Annotated in this window: 16 protein-coding genes; 9 read left to right on the top strand and 7 right to left on the bottom strand. The window is 64.9% G+C overall.

Going from position 1 to position 20,581, the window contains the following annotated elements:
* Positions 1-101 precede the first annotated feature (101 nt).
* The gene (locus SM753_RS08695) at positions 102-1,493 is read left to right on the top strand and encodes a sulfatase (RefSeq protein WP_323191296.1); all 1,392 of its coding nucleotides are present in this window, start codon (positions 102-104) and stop codon (positions 1,491-1,493) included.
* Positions 1,493-2,908 carry an oligosaccharide flippase family protein gene (locus SM753_RS08690; RefSeq protein WP_323191295.1) on the top strand — a complete coding sequence of 472 codons (1,416 nt, stop codon included), beginning with the start codon at positions 1,493-1,495 and terminating at the stop codon, positions 2,906-2,908. The genes SM753_RS08695 and SM753_RS08690 overlap by 1 nt, the downstream gene beginning before the upstream one ends.
* Here the strand turns inward: SM753_RS08690 and SM753_RS08685 are convergent.
* Together SM753_RS08685 and aglG are read right to left on the bottom strand one after the other, a co-directional pair.
* Positions 2,898-4,076, bottom strand: a complete 1,179-nt coding sequence (locus SM753_RS08685; RefSeq protein WP_323191294.1) for a glycosyltransferase — start codon at positions 4,074-4,076, stop codon at positions 2,898-2,900. The genes SM753_RS08690 and SM753_RS08685 overlap by 11 nt on opposite strands.
* Positions 4,070-4,987: a glucosyl-dolichyl phosphate glucuronosyltransferase gene (gene aglG / locus SM753_RS08680; protein ID WP_323191293.1), complete on the bottom strand. Its 918-nt coding sequence runs from the start codon at positions 4,985-4,987 to the stop codon at positions 4,070-4,072. The genes SM753_RS08685 and aglG overlap by 7 nt, the downstream gene beginning before the upstream one ends.
* 145 nt (positions 4,988-5,132) lie before the next feature.
* Here aglG and SM753_RS08675 point away from each other — a divergent pair, with 145 nt between their 5' ends.
* Positions 5,133-8,108 (top strand): oligosaccharyl transferase, archaeosortase A system-associated, encoded by a 2,976-nt coding sequence (locus SM753_RS08675; protein WP_323191292.1) that lies wholly within the window; start codon positions 5,133-5,135, stop codon positions 8,106-8,108.
* A gap of 4 nt (positions 8,109-8,112) precedes the next feature.
* On the top strand, positions 8,113-9,078 hold the full coding sequence (locus SM753_RS08670; RefSeq protein WP_138798529.1) for a DUF368 domain-containing protein: 966 nt from the start codon (positions 8,113-8,115) through the stop codon (positions 9,076-9,078).
* A 40-nt stretch (positions 9,079-9,118) separates the two neighbouring features.
* Here the strand turns inward: SM753_RS08670 and SM753_RS08665 are convergent, their stop codons facing one another.
* From SM753_RS08665 to glpA, 4 genes are read right to left on the bottom strand one after another with little or no spacing between them, the layout of a single operon-like run.
* Complete coding sequence (locus SM753_RS08665; protein ID WP_323191291.1) at positions 9,119-10,267, bottom strand: AAA family ATPase; 1,149 nt, start codon at positions 10,265-10,267, stop codon at positions 9,119-9,121.
* Between the two features lie 4 nt (positions 10,268-10,271).
* Complete coding sequence (locus SM753_RS08660; protein ID WP_323191290.1) at positions 10,272-11,609, bottom strand: anaerobic glycerol-3-phosphate dehydrogenase subunit C; 1,338 nt, start codon at positions 11,607-11,609, stop codon at positions 10,272-10,274.
* Positions 11,606-12,937 (bottom strand): glycerol-3-phosphate dehydrogenase subunit GlpB, encoded by a 1,332-nt coding sequence (glpB, locus tag SM753_RS08655; protein WP_323191289.1) that lies wholly within the window; start codon positions 12,935-12,937, stop codon positions 11,606-11,608. The genes SM753_RS08660 and glpB overlap by 4 nt, the downstream gene beginning before the upstream one ends.
* Positions 12,927-14,753, bottom strand: coding sequence for an anaerobic glycerol-3-phosphate dehydrogenase subunit GlpA (glpA, locus tag SM753_RS08650; RefSeq protein ID WP_323191288.1), 1,827 nt, complete (start codon positions 14,751-14,753; stop codon positions 12,927-12,929). Before glpA ends, glpB begins: the two co-directional genes overlap by 11 nt.
* A gap of 241 nt (positions 14,754-14,994) precedes the next feature.
* On the opposite strand from glpA, the gene glpK reads away from it, so the two are divergent.
* The 3 genes from glpK (at position 14,995) to SM753_RS08635 (ending at position 18,388) form a co-directional block, all read left to right on the top strand.
* Positions 14,995-16,533 carry a glycerol kinase GlpK gene (gene glpK, locus SM753_RS08645; protein WP_323191287.1) on the top strand — a complete coding sequence of 513 codons (1,539 nt, stop codon included), beginning with the start codon at positions 14,995-14,997 and terminating at the stop codon, positions 16,531-16,533.
* A gap of 2 nt (positions 16,534-16,535) precedes the next feature.
* Positions 16,536-17,645, top strand: a complete 1,110-nt coding sequence (locus tag SM753_RS08640; protein WP_323191286.1) for a hypothetical protein — start codon at positions 16,536-16,538, stop codon at positions 17,643-17,645.
* 68 nt (positions 17,646-17,713) lie between these two features.
* On the top strand, positions 17,714-18,388 hold the full coding sequence (locus tag SM753_RS08635; RefSeq protein ID WP_323191285.1) for a phosphoglycolate phosphatase: 675 nt from the start codon (positions 17,714-17,716) through the stop codon (positions 18,386-18,388).
* 59 nt (positions 18,389-18,447) lie between these two features.
* On the opposite strand, the gene SM753_RS08630 is transcribed toward SM753_RS08635, so the two are convergent.
* On the bottom strand, positions 18,448-18,660 hold the full coding sequence (locus SM753_RS08630; protein WP_323191284.1) for a hypothetical protein: 213 nt from the start codon (positions 18,658-18,660) through the stop codon (positions 18,448-18,450).
* 238 nt (positions 18,661-18,898) lie between these two features.
* Here SM753_RS08630 and SM753_RS08625 point away from each other — a divergent pair, with 238 nt between their 5' ends.
* The gene (locus SM753_RS08625; RefSeq protein ID WP_135535152.1) at positions 18,899-20,008 is read left to right on the top strand and encodes a GTP-binding protein; all 1,110 of its coding nucleotides are present in this window, start codon (positions 18,899-18,901) and stop codon (positions 20,006-20,008) included.
* On the top strand, positions 20,005-20,511 hold the full coding sequence (locus SM753_RS08620; RefSeq protein WP_323191283.1) for a TIGR04206 family protein: 507 nt from the start codon (positions 20,005-20,007) through the stop codon (positions 20,509-20,511). The genes SM753_RS08625 and SM753_RS08620 overlap by 4 nt, the downstream gene beginning before the upstream one ends.
* Positions 20,512-20,581: the final 70 nt, after the last annotated feature.

The raw sequence follows: 20,581 nt of genomic DNA, 5'->3' as shown, positions 1-20,581 counted from the left end.
TCCGAGACAGTTGAACTAGCGGTATTCATCGAACCGATACGTCTCCGTAACGGCGACTGAGAGGGAAAGATGGAAATAACTTCCCGGTGGACTACGTAACGATGGCGACCCCTCCGAATATCCTCTGGATCACCCTTGACAGCGTCCGTGCGGACCATACCACGATGGGTGGGTACGACCGCGATACGACGCCGAACCTCCAGCGGATCGCGGACTCGGAAAGCGGAGAGTATCTCTCGAACTGCTTTGCTGCGGGGAACGCGACGGCGCTGTCCGCCGCCTCTATTCTGACCGGCGTGTACCCGTCACACCACGGGTTACGGATCGCCAACGAATCGATCCCAGAGGAACTCGATACTGTCGCCGAACGGCTCGGTGACGCCGGATACGCAACGGCCGGACTCTCCCGGAACTCCTACGTCAGTTCCGGCACCGGTCTCGACCGAGGGTTCGACAGGTTCGAGTGGCTCGCCGCCTCGACGTTTCTGGACGTTCTCGGTCCGGAGACGATAGCCAAGTACTTCCTGAACATTCGCAGCCACTCCGCCGGAGTAACGCACGACACGGCCAAACACGCGACCCCGTTTTTGATGAACGAAGTCGCCAAAAAGTGGTTCACCGACCTCGGCGGCGACGAGCCGTTCTTTTTCTACCTTCACTACAACGAACCGCACCGTCCCTACTATCCGCCGCTCCCGTATCTGGACAGATACACGGACGGGTTGAATATCTCCGCCGAGGAGGCGGCTGACATCGCGATGCGTGTCCACTACGACATGGAGGAGATCGTCGCTGACGGCTACGACCTCACGGAGACGGAACAGCGCGCGATCGAGGCGATGTACGACGCAGAGATCGCGTACACCGACGAGATGGTCGGCCGACTCTTCGATCACGTCCAGTCGCTCGATCTGGACGACACCGTCGTCGTCATCACCGCCGACCACGGCGAACTGTTCGGCGAGCGGGGAATGCTCGCCCATCGCATCGTGATCAACGACGCGGTAACGCACGTGCCGCTGGTGGTTCACGGTCTCGACGACGTCGATTATCCGTCCGACGGCCTCGTTCAACATCTCGATCTCATGCGAACGCTCGCCGATATGGGTGGCGCATCCACCGACGGGTTACAGGGAATCGATATGCGACAAACGGTCCGTGAACGGGTTATCTCGCAGCGCCAGGGGGCGAACTTCGAGCCCTATCTGGACCGAAACCCGGATTTCGACACGACGCAGTTTCACTCTGATATGCTCACGAGCCTTCGCACCAGTGAGTTCAGGTACGAGAAAAGTGAGGGACGCTCCCGACTGTTCAAACTGCCTGACGAAATCACGGACGTCACGACCGAACATCCGGATACGGCGTCTGAACTGGACGACGCCCTCTCGGAGTGGCTATCGACCGATGGGCGACTCATTGCAACCGGCGAAGGTTCAGAACTCACCGACGCGATGCAAAAACAACTCCAAGACCTCGGCTACATGGAATAATGCGTCTCGGTAGAACCACGCTGATCCACTTCGCGTCGCAGGTCGGTGTCTCGCTCGCCGGGTTCGCCGCCACCTTCGCTATCGCCCGCGTCCTCGGTGCGTCCGGACTCGGGACGTACGCCGTCGCCGTCGCGCTTCTGTTCTGGCTCAACATCCCGGCGAGTGCCGTGGGTAGCGCGGTCAACAAGCGCGTCAGTGAGGGCTCCGACCGGGGGTCGTATCTCACTGTCGGGTTCTTGCTGAACGCCGCAGTCGCGGCCACGGTCGCGGTCGGTATCGTCGCCTTCGGCGAGCAGGTCAACGACTACGTGGGCGCGTCCGTCAGCGGCCTCGTCGCCGCGCTCGTCGTCGGCAACGTGGCGATGATAACCGTCATCGGGGCACTCAACGGCCAGAAGAAAGTGGCCCAGACGGGTATCCTACGCTCCGTCGAGCGCGTCGGCCGGACCGGCTTTCAGGTGGCGCTGATCCTGCTCGGGTACAAATTGACGGGCCTTCTCGTCGGCCACGCGGTGTCGCTGGCGGCGGCCGCGGTGCTCGGCGTGTTTCTCTTCGAGGTTCGGCCCGCGCGGCCGACGCGTAAGCACGTCAGGCGTCTGGCCGAGTACGCCCGATACTCCTGGCTCGGGACGATCAAGACCCGCGCGTTCGGGTGGATGGACACGATCGTTCTCGCCTTCTTCGTTCCGTCGGCGCTCATCGGTATCTACGAAGTGTCGTGGACGCTCGCCTCGACACTGGCGCTTGTGAGCAACTCCGTTCAGAAGACGTTGTTCCCGGAACTGAGCGAGCTTTCCGTCGAGGAGAACTACGACCGGGTCCATCACTACATCAACGAAGGGCTCGTGTTCACCGGCGTGTTCGCGATCCCCGGGCTGTTCGGCGCGGCGGTCATCGGCCCGCGACTGCTCAAGATCTACCGACCGGAGTTCACCCGCGGTGCGACGATCCTGCTCGTGCTCATCGTCGCTCGCACCTTGGCGGCGTTCGGGGCGCAGTTTCTCAGCGCGATCAACGCGATCGACCGTCCCGACGTGGCCTTCCGGATCAACCTCGTCTTCGTCGTCTCGAACGTCGTCCTCAACGTCGGTCTCATCTCGCAGTTCGGCTGGTACGGTGCGGCGCTCGCGACGGCGCTCTCGGCGACGATAACGCTCGTCCTCGGCTATCTCGCTCTCACCTCGCTCATCGGCCGGCCGGACGTTCCCTACCGGGAGATGGCACACCAGTTCGGCGCGAGTCTGGTGATGACCGGCGCGGTGTATGCGCTCGCCGGCGTCGTTCCGGGGTCGCACTACGCCACCGTCGCGCTCGTTCTCGTCGGCGGGGCCGTCTACGGGGCGACGCTCGTCGTGCTCTCGACCAGAGTCCGACAGAAGGCCGTCGCGCTGCTCCCGGCGAACGTCACCGCGTGATGCCGTCGAGGATCGCCGCGTACCGCTCGACGGCGGCCTCGAAAGAGTACTCCTCTTCGGTCAACGCCCTGCAGTTCCCGCTCACCGCGACGAGGTCCGGTTCGCTCAGCACGCGCGCTATCTCGTCGGCTATCGCCTCGGGGTCGCGTTCGGTCATGAGGAACCCGGTTTCCCCGTCGCGTACCACGTCGGGAATGCCAGACACCGGCGTCGCGTACACCGGCGTTCCGCAGGCGAGCGACTCCAGGATAGTCGTCGGTAAGCCCTCGGTCGGCTGGGACGGCATGACGAGCAGGCGGAGGTCGTTCAGTTCCGCCGGAACCTCGTCGTGGTCGACCCACCCCGCGAGTTCGACCGACCCCTGCGCGATCTCGTCTGCGAGTTCGGCTTCCAGCCAGTCGGAGAGGTCGCCGTCGCCGATGAAGCGAAACGTCACGTCGTCGGGCAGGCGGCGCGCGACGGCGGCGAGTTCCCGGATCCCCTTCTCCTCGTCGATGCGGCCGAGGAATCCGACCGTTCGGTCGCGCGTTTCGTACGGAACGTCCACGTCGAACTCGTCGGTGTCGACGTAGCGCGCGCCGTTCGGATGGAGTTTCTCCCGGAAGTCGTCGAGGCCGAGTTCCGCGGCCATCGAGGGCGTGTACGTGATAACGGCGTCCGCCAGATGGTAGTTGATCCGTTCGAGCGTCCACACGACGCCAGCCAGCGCTCGCGCGACCGGCGAGGGGAGGCGCTCCTCCCAGTTGAGGCGGAGCGTCAGTGGAACGTCGCCGCGGGGTTCGAGGACGACGGTCTTGCCGAGAAGCGACGCGACGACGACGGGAAGGACGTACGACGTCGCGCCGAAGAAGAGGACGACCTCCTCGTCCCGCCGCGCGATAGCCCGACACATCCGCAGTTGGTTCAGAACGAAGCGGACGGCGGCGACGGCGATGTTGTCGCCCGCACCCTCCCGCGTTATCTCGACGACCTCGTGCCGGTCGCGGATCGCGGAGTCTCGGGGAAGGTCGGCCGTGATCAGCGACACCGTCGTGACGGCGCTTATGATCTCCAGCAGCGTTCGCGTCGCGTTCTCCCCCGCGGCGGCAAGAGGGTGGGTGACGACGCAGACCCCGGCGTCGTCGGTGCGAGGGTCGGCATCCCCGCCCGCGGTATCGCTCGTCACCATTTCACCGTCCCGTAGAGATAGCCGAGGCCGACGACGCCGGTGAAGACGAGCAGCGAGAGCGCCTTGAGCGCCTGCGAGCCGGACTGTTCGGAGATGGCCCGTTTCGTCCGGTCCGGAACGAACCGGAAGAGCAACTTGCCGAGGAACTCGCTCTCCTCGCCGGTCGAATCGGGAACGAGCGTCTCCATCGCGCGCTTCGAATACCCCTGCCAGAACGCGCGTTTCAGCAACCAGACGGGGTCCGTTCGGTACTCGAACACCTTGTGGGCGACTGTCGCGTTCGGGTTGTACCGGACGCCCTCCCCGTACTCCCTGCGGAGGCGCGCCGCAAGTTCCGTCTCACCGCCCTGGAGATTCTTGTCGCCTTTCCGGCCGCCGATGTTCGGGTCAAAACCGCCGAGGTCGAGAAAGACGTCGCGTCGAAAGGAGATGTTCGCGCCGAACGTGTTGCGCACTTCGCCAGGGCCGTCTGCGAACCCACGGTGCGTGACGCCGACCAGCCAGTAGAACTCGCTGGGGAGAAACGACGGTTTCCCGGCGACCCAGGCGGGCGTCATCTTCCCGCCGGCCGCGAGAGCGTCGTGGGTCTCGTAAGTGTCGACGAGTTCAGCGACCCACTCCTCGTCGGCAACCGCGTCGTCGTCAGTGAACGCGACGATATCGCCGGACGCGAGTTCGGCCCCCTTGTTCCGGCTCTTCAGTAATCCCAGGTTCTCGTCGTTGCAGTGGAGGACGACGCCGTCGCGGGTGCCGTAGTCCTCGCGCACACGGTCGTACACCTTCGTCGTCCCGTCGACGACGATGACGAGTTCGACGTCGTCGTACGTCTGGTCGAGGATGCTGTCGGCGGCCTCGCGGAAGTGGCCGTACACGTCCAGCGAGTAGGTGCATAGAACCACTGAAACCTTCATCACGACGCGATTCGTCGGCCCCACAGTAGTGGTTTTCCCCTTTGACCCGTCCGGTTCGGTCCGTGACGCGAAGCGTCCAGATCCCGACAGCAGTCGGCGATCCGTATCACAAGGCCTATAGGCGTTTTCGGAGGATCCAAACCTAATGAGTAGCGAGACCGAAACGGTCGAGGACGAGACCGCCAACGAGCGGTCGGTGCTCGATATCTGGGAGGACTGGTATCACGTGCCGGTTCTCTCGGTGCTGGTGGCGTTCATGTTCTGGGTCCGGATCCAGGCGCGCGAGCGCTTCACCAGCGGCGGCGAGATACTGTTCAGAGGTAACGACGCATACTACCACTACCGCGAAATCCAGTACACGGTCAACAACTGGCCCTGGACGATGCCGTTCGATCCGTACACGCACTTCCCCTACGGCACGACGTCCGGTGGCCAGTTCGGTTCGCTGTTCGACCAGATAGTCGCGACCGCCGCCCTGGTCGTCGGCATGGGAGACCCCTCCGGCGAGACCGTCCGGACGGTGCTTCTCTACGCACCCGCGGTGTTCGGGACCCTTCTCGTGTTCCCGCTTTATTACCTCGGCAAACACTACGCCGGCCGCCTCGGCGCTCTGTTCGGCGTCTTCGTGCTTGCGATCCTTCCGGGATACATTCTGGACCGCGGTACCGTCGGGTTCGGCGACCACCACATCGCCGAGGCGTTCTTCCTCTCTATCGCCCTCGTCATGGTTGTCCGCGCCCTCCGAGTCGCCCAGCAGGAAAAGCCGGTGTACGAACTCGTCGTGGACCGCGACTGGGAGGCCCTCCGCGACCCGACGATCGCTAGCGTTCTCGCGGGCGTCGCCATCGCGCTGTACCTGTGGACCTGGCCGCCCGGCATCATCTTCATCGGCATCCTCGGGGCCTTCTTCACCGTCTCGCTGACCCTCGATTACGTCCGCGGACGGAGCCCCGACCACACCGCGTTCGTCGGCGTCGTCAGCCTCGCGACGGTCGTTCCGATGCTCGTCGTCAAAACTGGCTCGCTGAGCTTCGAGACGACGACGATCTCGCTGACCCAGTATCTGATCGCCATCGCCGTCGCCGCCGGCTGTGCGTTCATGGCGTGGCTCGCCCGCGAGTTCGACGACCGGGACATCGCCCGCCACTACTACCCGGCCGTGATCGCGGGCGGCATCCTCTCTGGGGCCGTTCTGATGGCCGTTGCACTCCCCGACGCGTTCTCGCTCATCCAGGATAACGTCGTCCGCGTTTTCGCGCTCGGGTCGAGCGACACGGGCCGGACCGTGGGAGAGGTGCAGGCGGTCTCACTCGATGACGCCGGCTCCTTCATGATCAGCCAGTACGGACTGACCTATCTCACGGCGGCGTTCGGTCTGTTCTGGATGGCAGCGCATATCGCGCTCGCCGGCGACGACTACCGCCCGGACGAACTCCTGCTGGTCGTGCTCACCGTCTTCCTCGTCCTGATGTCACTGACGCAGCAGCGGTTCAACTACTACCTCGCTATCTCCGTCGTCCTGCTGAACGCCTGGCTGTTCGGGCAGATACTCCGCCTGCTCGACGTTCCGACGTCGGCGAAGCGTCTGACCGACATCAAGGGGTATCAGGTGTTGACGCTGGTCGCCGTCCTCCTGCTCGTAACCGTCCCCCTCGTCGGACCGCTCGCGTCCTCGTCAGCGAGTACGGCCGCGGCCGAAGCCGGCAATTCGACCGGTCCGGGCTCGTCCGCGTACTGGGCCGAAAGCACCGGCTGGCTCCAGGAGAATACCCCCGAACCGGGCACCTACGCGAACCCCGACGGCGAACCGATGGAGATGTACGAGACGTACGAGCAGACCGACGACTACGACTATCCCGAAGGCGCCTACGGCGTGATGTCGTGGTGGGACTACGGCCACTGGATCACCGTCCAGGGTGAGCGGATACCGAACGCCAACCCGTTCCAGCAGGGACCGCGGCCGGCGTCCGAGTTCCTCCAGACGACGAACGAGACGCGCGCCGAACTCGTTCTGGAAGCGCTGCCGTCGCTCGACGAGCGCGACGAACACATCAGCGACCTCTCGAACGACGAACTCCGCGAGGTCATCGCACAACAGAGCGAAGCGGAAGCACGGGAGGACACCCGGTACGTGATGATCGACGACCAGATGGCGAGCAACAAGTTCAGCCCGATAACGCGCTGGGCCGGTCCATCGTTCGGCGACTACCTCAGCACGCAAGAGCGGATGATCACGTTCCAGACAGCCGAGGGACAGGCACAACAGCCGGCTAACCTCTACGGAATGAACGACCGGTTCGAGAACACGATGCTGTCGCGGATGTACTACCACGACAGCCAGCAGCTCTCGCACTACCGGCTGGTGCACGAAACCCGGTCCGATACGACCATACTGAGCCTCGCCCAGCGGACCGAGGGTGGGGCGACGCGACCGGTGGCCATCAACCGACGGTTCACGGGTCGCCTCGCGAACATGCTCCAGCGTCCTGATGTCGGTGCCTACGACATCCGTCGAGAGTCGACCGTCAAAACCTTCGAGCGCGTCGACGGGGCGACCCTCGAGGGTAGCGTCAACGCCTCTAACGCGACATCGGTGACTGCGATGGTTCAACTCAACGGGACGCAAGACCAGCGTCAGTTCACCTACTACCAGAGCGTCGAAACCGACGAGAACGGCGACTTCACGGTGACCGTTCCGTATCCGACCGAGGAGACGCTCGGACCGGACGACGGCTACACGAACTCCAGCGTCCGCGCGACGGGCAACTACACCGTCTTCACCGGGAGCCTGGAGGGCGTCAACGCCGAACGGATCGGGGACCGACACATCCTCCAGAACCTCGAGAACCCCGGCCAGATCGGTAACGCCGACGTGCCCGAACGGGCCATCTACGAGGGCGACAACGTCACCGTCGAGATGGAGGGCATCGAAGAGAACCTCGATGTCAACGACACCGCCGATAACCAGACCAGCGACAACCAGACCGCCGACAACGAGACGACCGACAACGGGAACACGACGGTCGGAGACGACGGCACCGGCAGCGACGGTGCCTCCGGCGACGGTAACGAGTCGGATACCGCACTCGACGGCCGGTTCGTGAGAGCTACGACGCCCTGATCATATGGTGTCTGGCTCAGTCGACTCGTTCCGGGAGCGCCAGTCCGTCGACTCCTTTCGCGAGTGGCTGGCGATCTACCTGAAAGGGTTTTTCATGGGAAGCGCCGACACCGTTCCCGGCGTCTCCGGCGGGACCATCGCGCTCATCACCGGCATCTACGAGCGCCTCATCGCGGCGCTGACGGCTATCGACCTCCGAACTCTCCGCGACGTTGTCCGCGTCCACGACCCGGAGTCCCGCCGCGCGGTTCGGTCGCAACTGGTCCGGATGGACATCGTCTTCCTGCTCACGCTCGGCGTGGGGATGATGACAGCCGTCGTCAGCCTGTCGCACGCGCTCGAACGCGCCGTCGACGCCTATCCGGCCCCGACGTACGCCTTCTTCTTCGGCCTCATCGGCGCGTCCGCTGTCGTTCTCTACGAACAGGTCGACCTCACCACGTCGGGACGCGTCGCCGTCGCCGTCGCGGGCGTGGGTCTCGCCGCGGCAGTGACGGGACGGGCGTCAGCGGGCGTCTCGCACGCGCTACCGGTCATCCTCCTCGCTGGTGCGCTCGCGGTGTGTGCGATGATCCTTCCCGGCGTTTCGGGGGCGTTCCTCCTGATACTCGTCGGTCAGTACGAGTACATGCTCGGCGCGCTCAACCGCTTTACCGACGCATTGGCCGATCTGGCGGACGGCGGATCGGTCGCGGCAGTCGTCGATGCAGTTCCGCCCGTCGCCGCGTTCATGGCCGGCGCTTTCGCCGGCTTGCTCACGCTGGCCCGCGTTATCGACTGGGCGCTGTCGAACTACCGGGCGGCGACGCTCACCTTCCTCGTGAGCCTCATGGTCGGCGGGCTTCGCCTGCCCGCGGAGCGGGTCGTCTCGAACGGCGGTGTGACCGTTCTCGCCGTCGTCGCCGCCGTCGCCGGCGGGCTATTAGTCCTCGCAGTCGATCATCTGACGGACGATCTGGAGTACGCCTGATCTCGGTCGCCCCGCCCCGTACCGAAGGCTTCACCGACGGCTACAGGTCTCCGTCGAGTCGCCGGAATACGAGGGTCGGAAAACGCGGGACAACGTGGCTGGGAGTTCGACCGTTTCCGTGGGCGTCTGTCGTCTGTACCCGTTCGAGAACGCCGTTCTCGGCGAGTTCGTAGAGGAACCGCTTGACGGTGCTCGCGGTGAGATCGGATCCTTCCGCGATCGCGGCGGCGGCCTCGCGGATCGTGGGTGTCCCGTCGAGGCAGAGCAGTTCGGAGAGCACCCGCTGGCGGTTCTCAGGGAGGCCGAGGACGCGTCCGAGATGGACGCAGTTCTCCGGAACGGCGTCGATTCCGGCGTCGATGTCGTTGGCCCGAATCCGGTCGGCACCAGCCCGGTCAGCGGTGTCCGCCGCGCCGAAGGTTGCGGCGAGGGCGTCGTGGGCGTCGCCGCCGGCCCATTCGGCGATCCGGCGAGCCTGGCCGTGTCTCAGCGCCCCGCTTTCGAGCGCCTGCGAGGCGCGGGTCGTCAGAATGTCGACGAGCGCGTGCTGTCGATACTCCGGGACGTGGACGGTTTCGCCGGTCCACGTCTCCGGTACCTCGTGACCGATCGGGACGACCGTCACTGCGTCGTCGACCGGTTCGAACCATTCGAGCAGGTCAGATACGGAGACATCTTCGACGTCCGTGAGGTGGTCGACGGCGACGACCGCACAGTGCGTCGGTACCTGCAACTGGTCGGTCAGTCGCTCTCGGAGCGTGTCCGTCCCGACGCCGCGCTCCGGCACTGACTCGTCGACAACGGCGGTAAGCAGCGTGTGATAGAAACGGAACTCGCTGCGTGCGTTCGTTGCGTCGATCCGAACGAACTGGGTCGTGCCCTCGGCGCTTCCGGCCCGAGTCGTCGTTCCGATCCGCTGGCGGTCCCGACCGATCTGGTCGTTCAGGCCCGCAAACAGCGCGCTGACGAGCGCGGACTTCCCCGACCCTTTCGGACCGAACACGGCCACGTCGTCGGGGAGCTGTTGACGGAACACCGGATCGAGCACGTCCAGCAACCGTTCCAGAACTGGTCCTCTCCCGACCGGTTCCGGCAAGTGGACGGCGGGGTTGAGCGGAGTTCGGTCGACGATCAGACCGCTCTCTCGGGCCGTGTTCTGTCTCCGTTCGATTCGCTCGTGGAGATCCATCGTGTCAGCCCTCGACGAGGGCGGCCTCCAGTAGTTCGAGCGGATGCCGGATGTCGTATCCGGTGCCGTGTTCCATCTGCATGGCGCAGGTGGGACATTCGGTCATTCCCGTCTCCGCCTCCGTCTCGTCCATGTGGTCGAACATCTCTGATCCGATCTTCATAGATGTGTCGTAGTTCTCCGCTTTCCAGCCGTACGTGCCGCTGATACCGGAACAGGAATCGCCGACGTCGGTCGCTTCGACGCCGTCTATCCGGTCCGCCACTTCGATAGCCTGCCCTTCTAACCCCTGGTTGCGGGCGTGACAGGGTGCGTGGTACGCCGTATCCGGGAAATCAGCGTCGGCCCCCGCCAGTGCGGTATCTAAGTCCTCGTAGATCCGGAGGTACTCGACCGCCTCGTACGTGTGAGCCGACAGGTCGTCGATCCCCTCGATGTCGAACAGTTCGGGATACTCCTGGCGGAGCGACATCGAACAGGAGGTACAGGACGCGATGACGTCCGCGCCGTCGCCGATGGCGGCGACGAACTCCTCGACGTTAGTCTCGGCGGCGCGGCGTGCGTCGTCTACCATCCCGTTTGCGAACATCGGCGTGCCCGAACAGCGTTGGGGCGGCACAACGACTTCGTAGCCGAAGTGTTCGAACACGCGGACCATCGCCTTGCCGACCTCGGGCGTGTTGTAGTTGGAGTAACAGCCGTGGAAATACGCGATGCGCTTGTCGGGACTGTTCGTTTTGTCCTCGCCGCGTTCTGCTCGCGCCTCCCGCGCTCGCTTTTTCGAGGCGGCAACGCCGCCTCGCTCTTCCCACCACTCCCGGAACGTCTGCGTCGCGAACTCCGGCATCTCGCGCTCGCTGGAGATACCCATCACCTTCTCGCCGAGCCACGAGGTGATTCCGAGGCCCATCACGAAGTTCGACAGGCGCGGCACCTTGCTCCCGAGACTCGCAAAGAAGCGGTAGTTCGAGAGGATGCGGTTGCGGACGTACTCCCGCGAGAGTGTCTCCATCTGCTCGTCGACGTACTCCCCGCGGGCCGTGTTGTGCATTTGACTCAGCGGGACGTTCGAGGGACAGGCCCCGTCACAGCGCATGCAGTTCGAACACTTCATCACCGAGTCGTCGATGTCGTGGTCCTCCTTGCGCTTGAGACGCCACTGCTCGGGCCCCTGGAACTTCGGGCCGGGGAAGTCGTCGTCTACCTCCGCCACAGGACAGTTGGTGTCGCAGGTGGAGCACTTGTAGCAGTCGTCTGATCCGGGCCGGAGGTCAGCGCCGTCCTCGTCTCCGAACACCTGTACCGGTTCGAACTCGTCGTCTGGGTTCTCGGCGTCGCTCATTTGGTATCACCGTGAGTCGTCGCAGTCGCTGACGTGCTGTCACCGCGGGCGGCCGCCTCGCCCGCCGCACGGCCGGCGGCGTACCCCGTCGCGAGCGAGACGCCGCTCCCCGATTTCTCGGCTGCGAAGTCGTAGCCGCCGAGGACGCTCCCCGCGGCCCGGAGGTTCTCGTACTCCGGGGTCCCATCGGTGGCGAGCGGCCGAAGGTCGTGGTCCACGTCCACGCCGAAGCGGGCGAACGGGTGGTCGCCGAACGCGTCGTCCTCGAACCAGTCGTACCGGTCCGTCGGATGCGGGACGTGGCAGTCAAAAACCGGTTCGCGGACCGTCTCGCGGTCCGAATCGATCCCCTTGCCGACCAGACCGCCCGACGCCAGCACGAACTGGTCGGCGTGGTACGGGACGCGCCGTCCGGTCCGGTCGACGTACACCGCGCGGACCCGGCCGTCCTCCGTCGCCACGTCCACGGCCGGGTTCCCGGTCGCCACGCGGACGCCGGCGTCTTCCAGCGCGGCGTAGAGACGGTCTTCGAGGCGGAGTCCGGGGAGACTCGGCGGCCCCATCGGCACCTCGAACACGTCGACGCCGAGGGCGCGTTCGATGGAGGACCGGATCCCCGATGGGTCATCGTCGCCAAGGACGGCCGGGAAACCGACGCGCTCTTGGTCGTCGAGATGGGGTTTCACCGCTTCGGCCAGCGCTCGCCGCGCGGGCGTTCCGGGGCCTCCGTCATTTCCGTCCAGTTCCTCGTTCCGGTCGAGCGCGTGGGCGTACCGCGTCACCTTCGCGTCCGCCCGAAAATCACCGGGAAACGGTATCGTGACGCCGCGAGCCTCGAACGGGACGCCGGCCGCCGCCAGATGTTCGGCGGCGAGCGGCGCGTCGAAATCAGTCATCGATTCGAAGCCGACGAGCAGGGCGTCCCGCTCGTCGCTGGCGAGACCGGCGGCGGCGGCTCTCGGATAGCGCGCGGTCGGTTTCACCGTTCCGCCGTGGGTCGGAACGAGGGCGTTTCTGTCCGTGTGCCCGCCCGCGTACGCGTCGCCGACGATATCGTCGAACAGCGCCAGTCCCGACCGGACGGCGTCGATCCCGACGCGTTCGTACGGATGGCCCTCCGGGAGGTCGGCCAGCGCGTCGAACGGGTCGACGAGCGGTCCCTTGCCCGCTGGCGTGTACCCGAGGACATCAACGAGGCCGCTCGCATGACGGAGCGTGCTCTGCTTGTGCGAGATCAGGCGCACCTGCGCGTCTTCGTTCGCGGTCAGTGCGGCCGCGACGCCCGCGAGGCCGCCGCCGATAACGAGGACGTCGTCCTCAATCGCCATAATCACCCTCGTCGGCGGTACGGCCGCCCGTACTGTTGGCGTGGTTGCCCCCGTCCGGCACCACGCCCCGTTCGTCGCCGGTCCCGCCCGGCGCGTCCACACCGTCGTCGAACGCGGTGTAGTCGATACCGCCGGTCTCGGCGGGGTCCTCGTCGCGGTTCATCGTAGCAGCGTGGAGCGCGTAGTTGAGCATCGCCTGCGAAAGCTGTTCCCCCCAGAGGGCGTGGCGCTCGCCTTTCCAGCGCTCCTGGTACAGTTCGTCCAGCGCCCTGCGGACGGTCGGTTCGCCGTACTCCGGATGGAGTTCGTGGGCCATACCCTGACAGCAGAAGCCGCCCTGACAGTTACCCATCGACGCACGGGTTCGGATGCGGACGGCGTTGAGATCGCTGCCGGCCCCGTCGATAGCATCCTGTATCTCCGCGCGAGTGACGGCCTCGCAGTCACAGACCACCGGATTCGGGTCGACCGACGAGAGCACGTCGTCTGCGCGTGACCCGAGACGCTGGGCGCTCCGGCGGGCGATGGGCGAACGGAGTCCGAAGCGGTCCATGCCCTCGTCGAGGACCGACGCATCCTCGCTCCCCGGCAGCGGAACGTCTGCGGTGCGGCACTCGGCGGAGACGTCCAACTGTTCGCAGACGTGGTCGCTTATCTCCTCGGCCATCATGCGGTAGGTGGTGAACTTCCCGCCGACGATGGAGGTCATCCCCTCCAGGTCGTCGCGCTCCTCGTGGTCGAGCAGGAAGTAGTCCCGCGTGATGTCCGTCGGGTCGTCGCTCCCCACGTCCGGCGGTTCGTACAGCGGACGAACCCCCCAGAACGACCGGACCGTCCGGGAGTCGTCGAGGACAGGGACGAGTTGCTTCAACTCGTCTATCATCAGGTCCACTTCCCACCGCTCTTCGGGGTAGTTCTCTGGGTCGTCGACCTCCTCGTCCGTCGTACCCAGGATGGCCGTCGTCTCGTGGGGGACGACGATGTCCGCGTCGCCTTTCGGCTGGCAGCGGTTGACGACCGTGTCGACTTGCCGGCAGTTCATCACGACCATCACGCCTTTCGACGGGCGCACCTCGATGTCGACGCCGGCCATCTCACCTATCTGTCCGGCCCACGCGCCCGTCGCGTTGACGACGTAGTCTGCGCGGATATCTTCGGTACTACCGGGTTCCTGATGCTCGCGCTTGCCCGGGTCGCCGTCAGCTCGCTCCTCTCGTGACGAACCCCGATCCGTGTCGCTCTGCGAGACGCTCTCGTGTCGGACCGTCACCCCTTCCACGCGGTCCTCGTCGCCGAGCAGGTCCACGACTTCCGCGTGCGTCTCTACGCGTGCGCCGTGGTTTTCCGCGCTGACGGCGTTTGCGACGCACAGGCGAAACGGGTCGACCGCGCCGTCCGGAACGCGGATCGCTCGTTCGATGTCACTCGCCAGATACGGTTCCATCTCCCGGGCCTCCTCGGCGGTGAGTTCCTCCGCGGGAATTCCACACTCCCGACAGCCCTCCAGTTTCTCCCTGAAGTACTCGTCCGAGTCTTCCGGTCGCTGGACGAACAGACCGCCGGTTTCCTCGACGCAGTGGCTCGCGATATCTCGAAGGACCCGGTTTTCCTCGATGCACTCTTTCGCGCTCGCCTGGTCAGCAACGGCGTACCGCCCGCCGCTGTGGAGCAGTCCGTGCATCCGACCCGTCGTCCCGTGCGTGAGGTTCCCCTTTTCGACGAGGGTCACGCCTACCCCCCGCATAGCCAGGTCACGGGCGATCCCGGTTCCCGTCGACCCGCCACCGACGACCAGGGCCTCGGTGTCGTAAGTCATCCGTTTTCTGGAACGTCGTGTCGCTCCCACTTTACTTTACCGCCATAAGGCATTATTCAGTAAACTCAAGACGCATTGGGTACCACGCAGATCATACAAGCGGTTAAAAGCCGCTATAATTCCGGCTCAGGGAAACTTTTATAACGAAAGTCATTGATGTTTACTGGTATAGCGGCACTAGTAGTAAAGATACGGCGGTGCCGTACGTCCGGCAGCAGCCGGCACACAACTGGTGATACCAATGACAGACACTTACGTCGGGGCGGTCGACCAGGGGACGACTGGCACGCGCTTTATGGTCTTCGACCACAGCGGCCAGGTCGTCGCGAACGCGTACGAAAAGCACGAACAGATATACCCCGACCCCGGTTGGGTCGAGCACGATCCGATGGAGATCTGGGAGAACACGAAGACGGTCGTAAACCGGGCCCTCAACGAGGCGGGTCTGAACACCGACCAGCTGGAGGCGCTCGGAATCACGAATCAGCGGGAGACGACGCTCCTGTGGGACGCCGAGACGGGCAAGCCGATCCACAACGCCATCGTCTGGCAGGACCGACGAACCACCGACCGCGTCGAGGAACTCGAATCCCAGGGAAAAGTCGAGGATATCCGTGAGAAAACCGGCCTGGAGGCCGACGCGTACTTCTCCGCGACGAAGGCCGAGTGGCTGCTGGCGAACGCCGACCCGATCAAGATGGAGCGCAGCCGTCCCGAGGACGTTCAGGACCGCGCCGAGAAAGGTGAGATACTTTTCGGAACGATCGACTCCTGGCTGATATACAATCTGACGGGCAACCACATCACGGAAGTGACCAACGCGTCGCGGACGATGCTTTACAACATCCGCGATCTGGAGTGGGACGACGACCTCCTTCGGGAGTTCGACGTCCCCCGGGGGATGCTGCCCGAAGTGCGCCCGTCCAGCGACGACGACTACTACGGGTACACGGACCCGGACGGTTTCCTCGAAACGGAGATCCCCGTCGCCGGCGCACTCGGCGACCAGCAGGCCGCGCTGTTCGGCCAGACCTGCTTCGACGAGGGAGACGCGAAAAACACCTACGGAACCGGCTCGTTCTTCCTGATGAACACCGGTAACGACGCGGTCGAGAGTGACCACGGCCTACTGACGACCATCGGCTTCCAGCGTTCGGGCGAACCCGTCCAGTACGCGCTCGAGGGTGCCATCTTCGTAACCGGGGCCGCCATCGAATGGCTGGAAGACGTCGATCTGATAGAGGACGCCGCGGAGACAGCGGAACTCGCCCGCAGCGTCGACTCGACGGACGGCGTCTACATGGTCCCGGCGTTCACCGGGCTCGGCGCACCCCACTGGGACCAGCGCGCACGCGGGACCATCGTCGGGATGACTCGGGGCACCCGCCGCGAACACATCGTTCGGGCGACGCTCGAATCGATCGCCTATCAGACGCGCGACGTGGCCGAGGCCATGGAGGCCGACTCTGGCATCGACATGTCGACGTTGCGCGTCGACGGCGGCGCGGTCAAGAACAACTTCCTCTGCCAGTTACAGTCCGACATCATCGAGACTGGCATCGTCCGGCCGGAGGTCGACGAGACCACCGCGCTCGGCTCCGCGTACGCCGCGGGGCTGGCAGTCGGCTACTGGGACTCCGTCGACGAACTGCGAGACAACTGGCAGGTCGACCGCGAGTTCGAACCCGAGATGGACCGCGAGGTGGCCGACGAGATGTACAGTCGCTGGGACGACGCGATCGATCGCTGCCGCGACTGGGCGCGAGACGGGGGGACCTGAGGATGGCGATCGAGATCTGGGGCGACATTACGCTATCCCTGCTTATGGCTGCCTTCGCTGGCGGCGCGTTCGGCGCGGCGCTCGGTGCCCTGCCGGCGTTCATCTTCACCGGCTTCATGGTGATCGCGGGTGAGGCGGCAAACCAGATCGGCGTAGACATCGCCAGTGACGTGGGCGCAGTCGGCGTTACAGATATCGGCACCGGGATCACCGGACAGGTCGCGTTCGGTCCCGTCTTCGGTCCTCACATCGCATTCGCAGGCGGCGCGGCCGCGGCCGCCTACGCCGCGAAGAAGGGGTACATGGACACGGGCTTCGATTACCACGAGGGGAAGAACATCCTGTTCGCACACGGCACCAAGCCCGACGTGCTGATCGTCGGCGGCGCGTTCGGCGTTCTCGGCATGTTCATCCGGCAAGTTTCCGGCTCTTTCGGCATGCCCTGGGACCCGATCGCGATGGGTGTCGTCCTCTCGGCGCTGTTCCACCGTCTGATCCTCGGTTACAGCCTCATCGGCGAAGCGCGCGAGGGACTGTTGAATATGGCTCCGTTCGAGCGCGAGGAAAAGCGGATGACGACTGCCGGTGGCGGCGGCCCTACTGACAGTCCCGAGAGCGCCACTGACGGTGGCACCGCACAGGCCAACCGCCTGCTGGTCGAACCGTGGCTCCCACACCAGTACAAGTGGGCAAACGTCGCGCTCCTCGGACTCGTCACGGGTATTCTCGGCGGGTGGACTGCACTCGTGACCGGGAGCCCGTTCCTCGGATTCGGCATCAGTGCCGCGTCGCTTCTGTTCCTCAACTGCGGCGTCGAGCAGATACCCGTTACCCACCACATGACGCTCACGTCAAGTACGATCGCACTCGCCGCGGCCGAAAGCGGTGACGCGGCGATCGCGGGGGTCGGAGACGCGCCCGCGCTACTCCTCGCCGCGTTGATGGGGGTCGTCGTCGCGCTGTTCGGCGAACTGTTCCAGCGACTGTTCTACGCCCACGGCGACACCCACTGGGACCCGCCCGCGGCCGCGATCGTCTTCGGGACGTTCATCATCGCCGCGATGTTTCTCACTGGACTCCTTCCGACGACCGTCTGGGTGCCCGTTCCGTAAGAGAGACAACGCCCGTCGACGCGGCTTCTTTTGCTGTCGATTAAGTAGCTGACACCGAAACGGCAGGTATGGACGCGCCTCCGCTCGTACTCGACATCGACGGTACGCTGACCCGTCCCGACGGCGGGATCGACCCCCGGACATTCGACGCGATCCGCGACTGGCCCGCGGACGTGGTCGTCGCCACCGGGAAGTCGTTCCCGTATCCGGTCGCGCTCTGTCAGTTCGTCGGTATCGAGGAGGCTGTGGTCGCCGAGAACGGCGGCGTCGTCTGCACGCCGGACGACGTTTCTATCGTGGGCGACCGCGAGGCCGCACAGGCGGTCGCGCGGGAGTTCCTCGAACTCGGCCACGACCTCGGGTGGGGCGACGCCGACCTCGTCAACCGCTGGCGGGAGACGGAGATAGCCGTCCGCCGGACGGTCCCCGAGGAACCGCTTCGGGAACTGGCGCACGACCACGGCCTGACCGTCGTCGACACCGGATACGCCTATCACGTCAAATCCCCATCCGTGAGCAAAGGAAACGGCCTCGAAGCGCTCTGCGAGCATCTGGGTCACGCTCCCGACGAGTTCGTCGCCGTCGGCGACAGCGAGAACGACGTGTCGACGTTCGATCGCGCCCGTCGGAGTTTCGCCGTCGCCAACGCTGATGATGCGGCCCGGGCCGCCGCGGACGTCGTCACCGACGGAGCGCACGCTGCGGGGTTTCTCGAAGCGCTCGACGCGGTCAGAAGCGAGTAGGTCGCGGAACGGACCGATCACACCGGTGTCCGGTGTGGGTCACCGTCCACGAACCACCGTCACCGGAGAGTGATCCCGTGACGCGAGAGGAACTTGCTTGCCTCCTTTATCTCGACGGGGCTACCGATGATGCGGTAGTAGCCGTCCTCCTCGTGGATGCTCACCACGCAGGCGTCGTTGAGGGCGGCTTTGAGGTCCTCCGACGGGCCGTCCAGGTCGGCGGTCGGGAGGACGATCTGCGTGCTATCACGCAACCTGGACGGGTCCGGCATCGTACATTGGCCCCGAGCGGTGGCCAGCGTATTAACGTGTCGAAGTTTTGCTCTCGGCGACAGGGAACCGACAGAGCGTCGTATCGAGCCGTGAAACCCCTGTCCGGCTTTGTAGTCAACCCCTCTGGAACGTCCTCAACCGCGTCTCAGAGCGGGCCGGGCAAACCGTCCCGCCGACGCGCGAGTACCCACAGTACAAAGGAAGGCTTTTTCGGCGTCGATAGCCGATTCACGGGTAATGGGGCTCGAAGAGGAGATCGACGAACTGCGCGAGGAGATCGCCAACACGCCCTACAACAAATCCACAGAGGCCCATATCGGCCGTCTGAAGTCCAAGCTCGCGGAGAAAAAAGAGAAGCTACAGAACCAGAGCTCCGCCGGCGGCGGCACCGGTTACCACGTCGAGAAACACGGCGACGCGACCGTCGCACTCGTCGGCTTCCCCAGCGTCGGCAAGTCGACGCTGATGAACGCCATGACGAACGCCGATAGCGAGACCGGGTCGTACGAGTTCACGACGCTCGACGTCAACCCGGGCATGCTGAAATACAACGGCGCTAACATCCAGATGCTCGACGTTCCGGGCCTGATCGAAGGGGCTGCCAGCGGCCGCGGTGGCGGACAGGAAGTCCTGTCAGTCGTGCGCGCCGCGGACATGGTCGTGTTCGTCCTCTCCCCGTTCGAGATCGACCAGTACGAACGCCTCAACGAGGAGTTGTACAAGAACAAGATCCGCATCGACCAGGAACCGCCGCGGGTTTCGATCAACAAGAAGGGGAAAGGCGGACTGAAGGTCAACGCGAGCGTCGACCTCGACGTTTCGGAGGACGTGATAAAGGAGGTCCTCCGCGAGCAGGGGTATATCAACGCCGACGTGGCCATCGGCGAGCAGATGGACGTGGACCGACTCATCGACGGCGTGATGGACAACCGGATCTACCTCCCCTCCGTCGTCACCGTCAACAAGGCTGACCTCATCGACCCCGACTATCTGGAGACGGTCAACGGGAACCTGCGGGACCACGACATCGACCCGGACGACGCCATCTTCATCAGCGCCGAGAAGCAGAAAGGACTCGACTCGCTGGCCGAGCGGATCTGGACGGAACTCGGACTGATGCGGATATACATGGACAAGCCGGGCCGCGGCGTCGACTACGAGGAACCGCTCGTCCTCCCGCAGGGAAGCACCATCGAGGACGCCTGTCACAAACTCGGGGGCGAGTTCGAAGAGCGGTTCCGCTTCGCCCGCGTCAAAGGGCCGAGCGCCAAACACGACGACCAACAGGTCGGGACGGACCACGAACTCGCCGACGAGGACGTTCTCCGCATCATCACGCGGAAATGACGGCGCGGGACGGTCGTTCTCGGTCGACTGACGGTCGCGCGGCGTCGGACGGGCGTCCGCTGCCGCGACGACTCGGCTGGGTTCTCATCGTCGGTCTGCTCCCCTGGACCGTGACTCTGTATCCCGGCGGGAGCGGGTTCGTGTTCCCGTGGGGACTGCTTTCGACGGGGCCGGCGATACAGTTCGTTCCAATTGTAGACTATTTCTTCGTGCACGCGCACGCGAGAGGGTTGCCGTCATATCTGCTCTCGTGGGGCGTCGGAACGCTCGCGTACGCGGCGGCGGCCGCAAGCGCGGCAGGCGCTACAGTGATCGACCGCGAGGACCGTCGCGTCACCGCGGCACTCCTGCTCGTCGCTGCCATCGCACACCTCCAGTTCACTCTCGGCACCGACCACTCCGGAATCACCTCGATTCCGGTCGGTCCGGTGGCACTTTTCGCCGTTGCCTGGTGGTTTCATGCCGACGACCTGGTGCGTCTCGTCCGGCCGCATCGCTCCTGACTTCTCTCAGAACGGGGAACTCGGACCCGGCTCCGACCGCCCCTTTCGGTATCCTTTTCGCCGGAGCGAC

Origin of the sequence: Halostella sp. PRR32, assembly GCF_034808085.1 — an archaeon.
Classification (GTDB): domain Archaea; phylum Halobacteriota; class Halobacteria; order Halobacteriales; family Natronoarchaeaceae; genus Halostella; species Halostella pelagica.
Note: the sequence above shows the minus strand (reverse complement) of the source record. Positions and strands in the feature narration are given on the sequence as shown.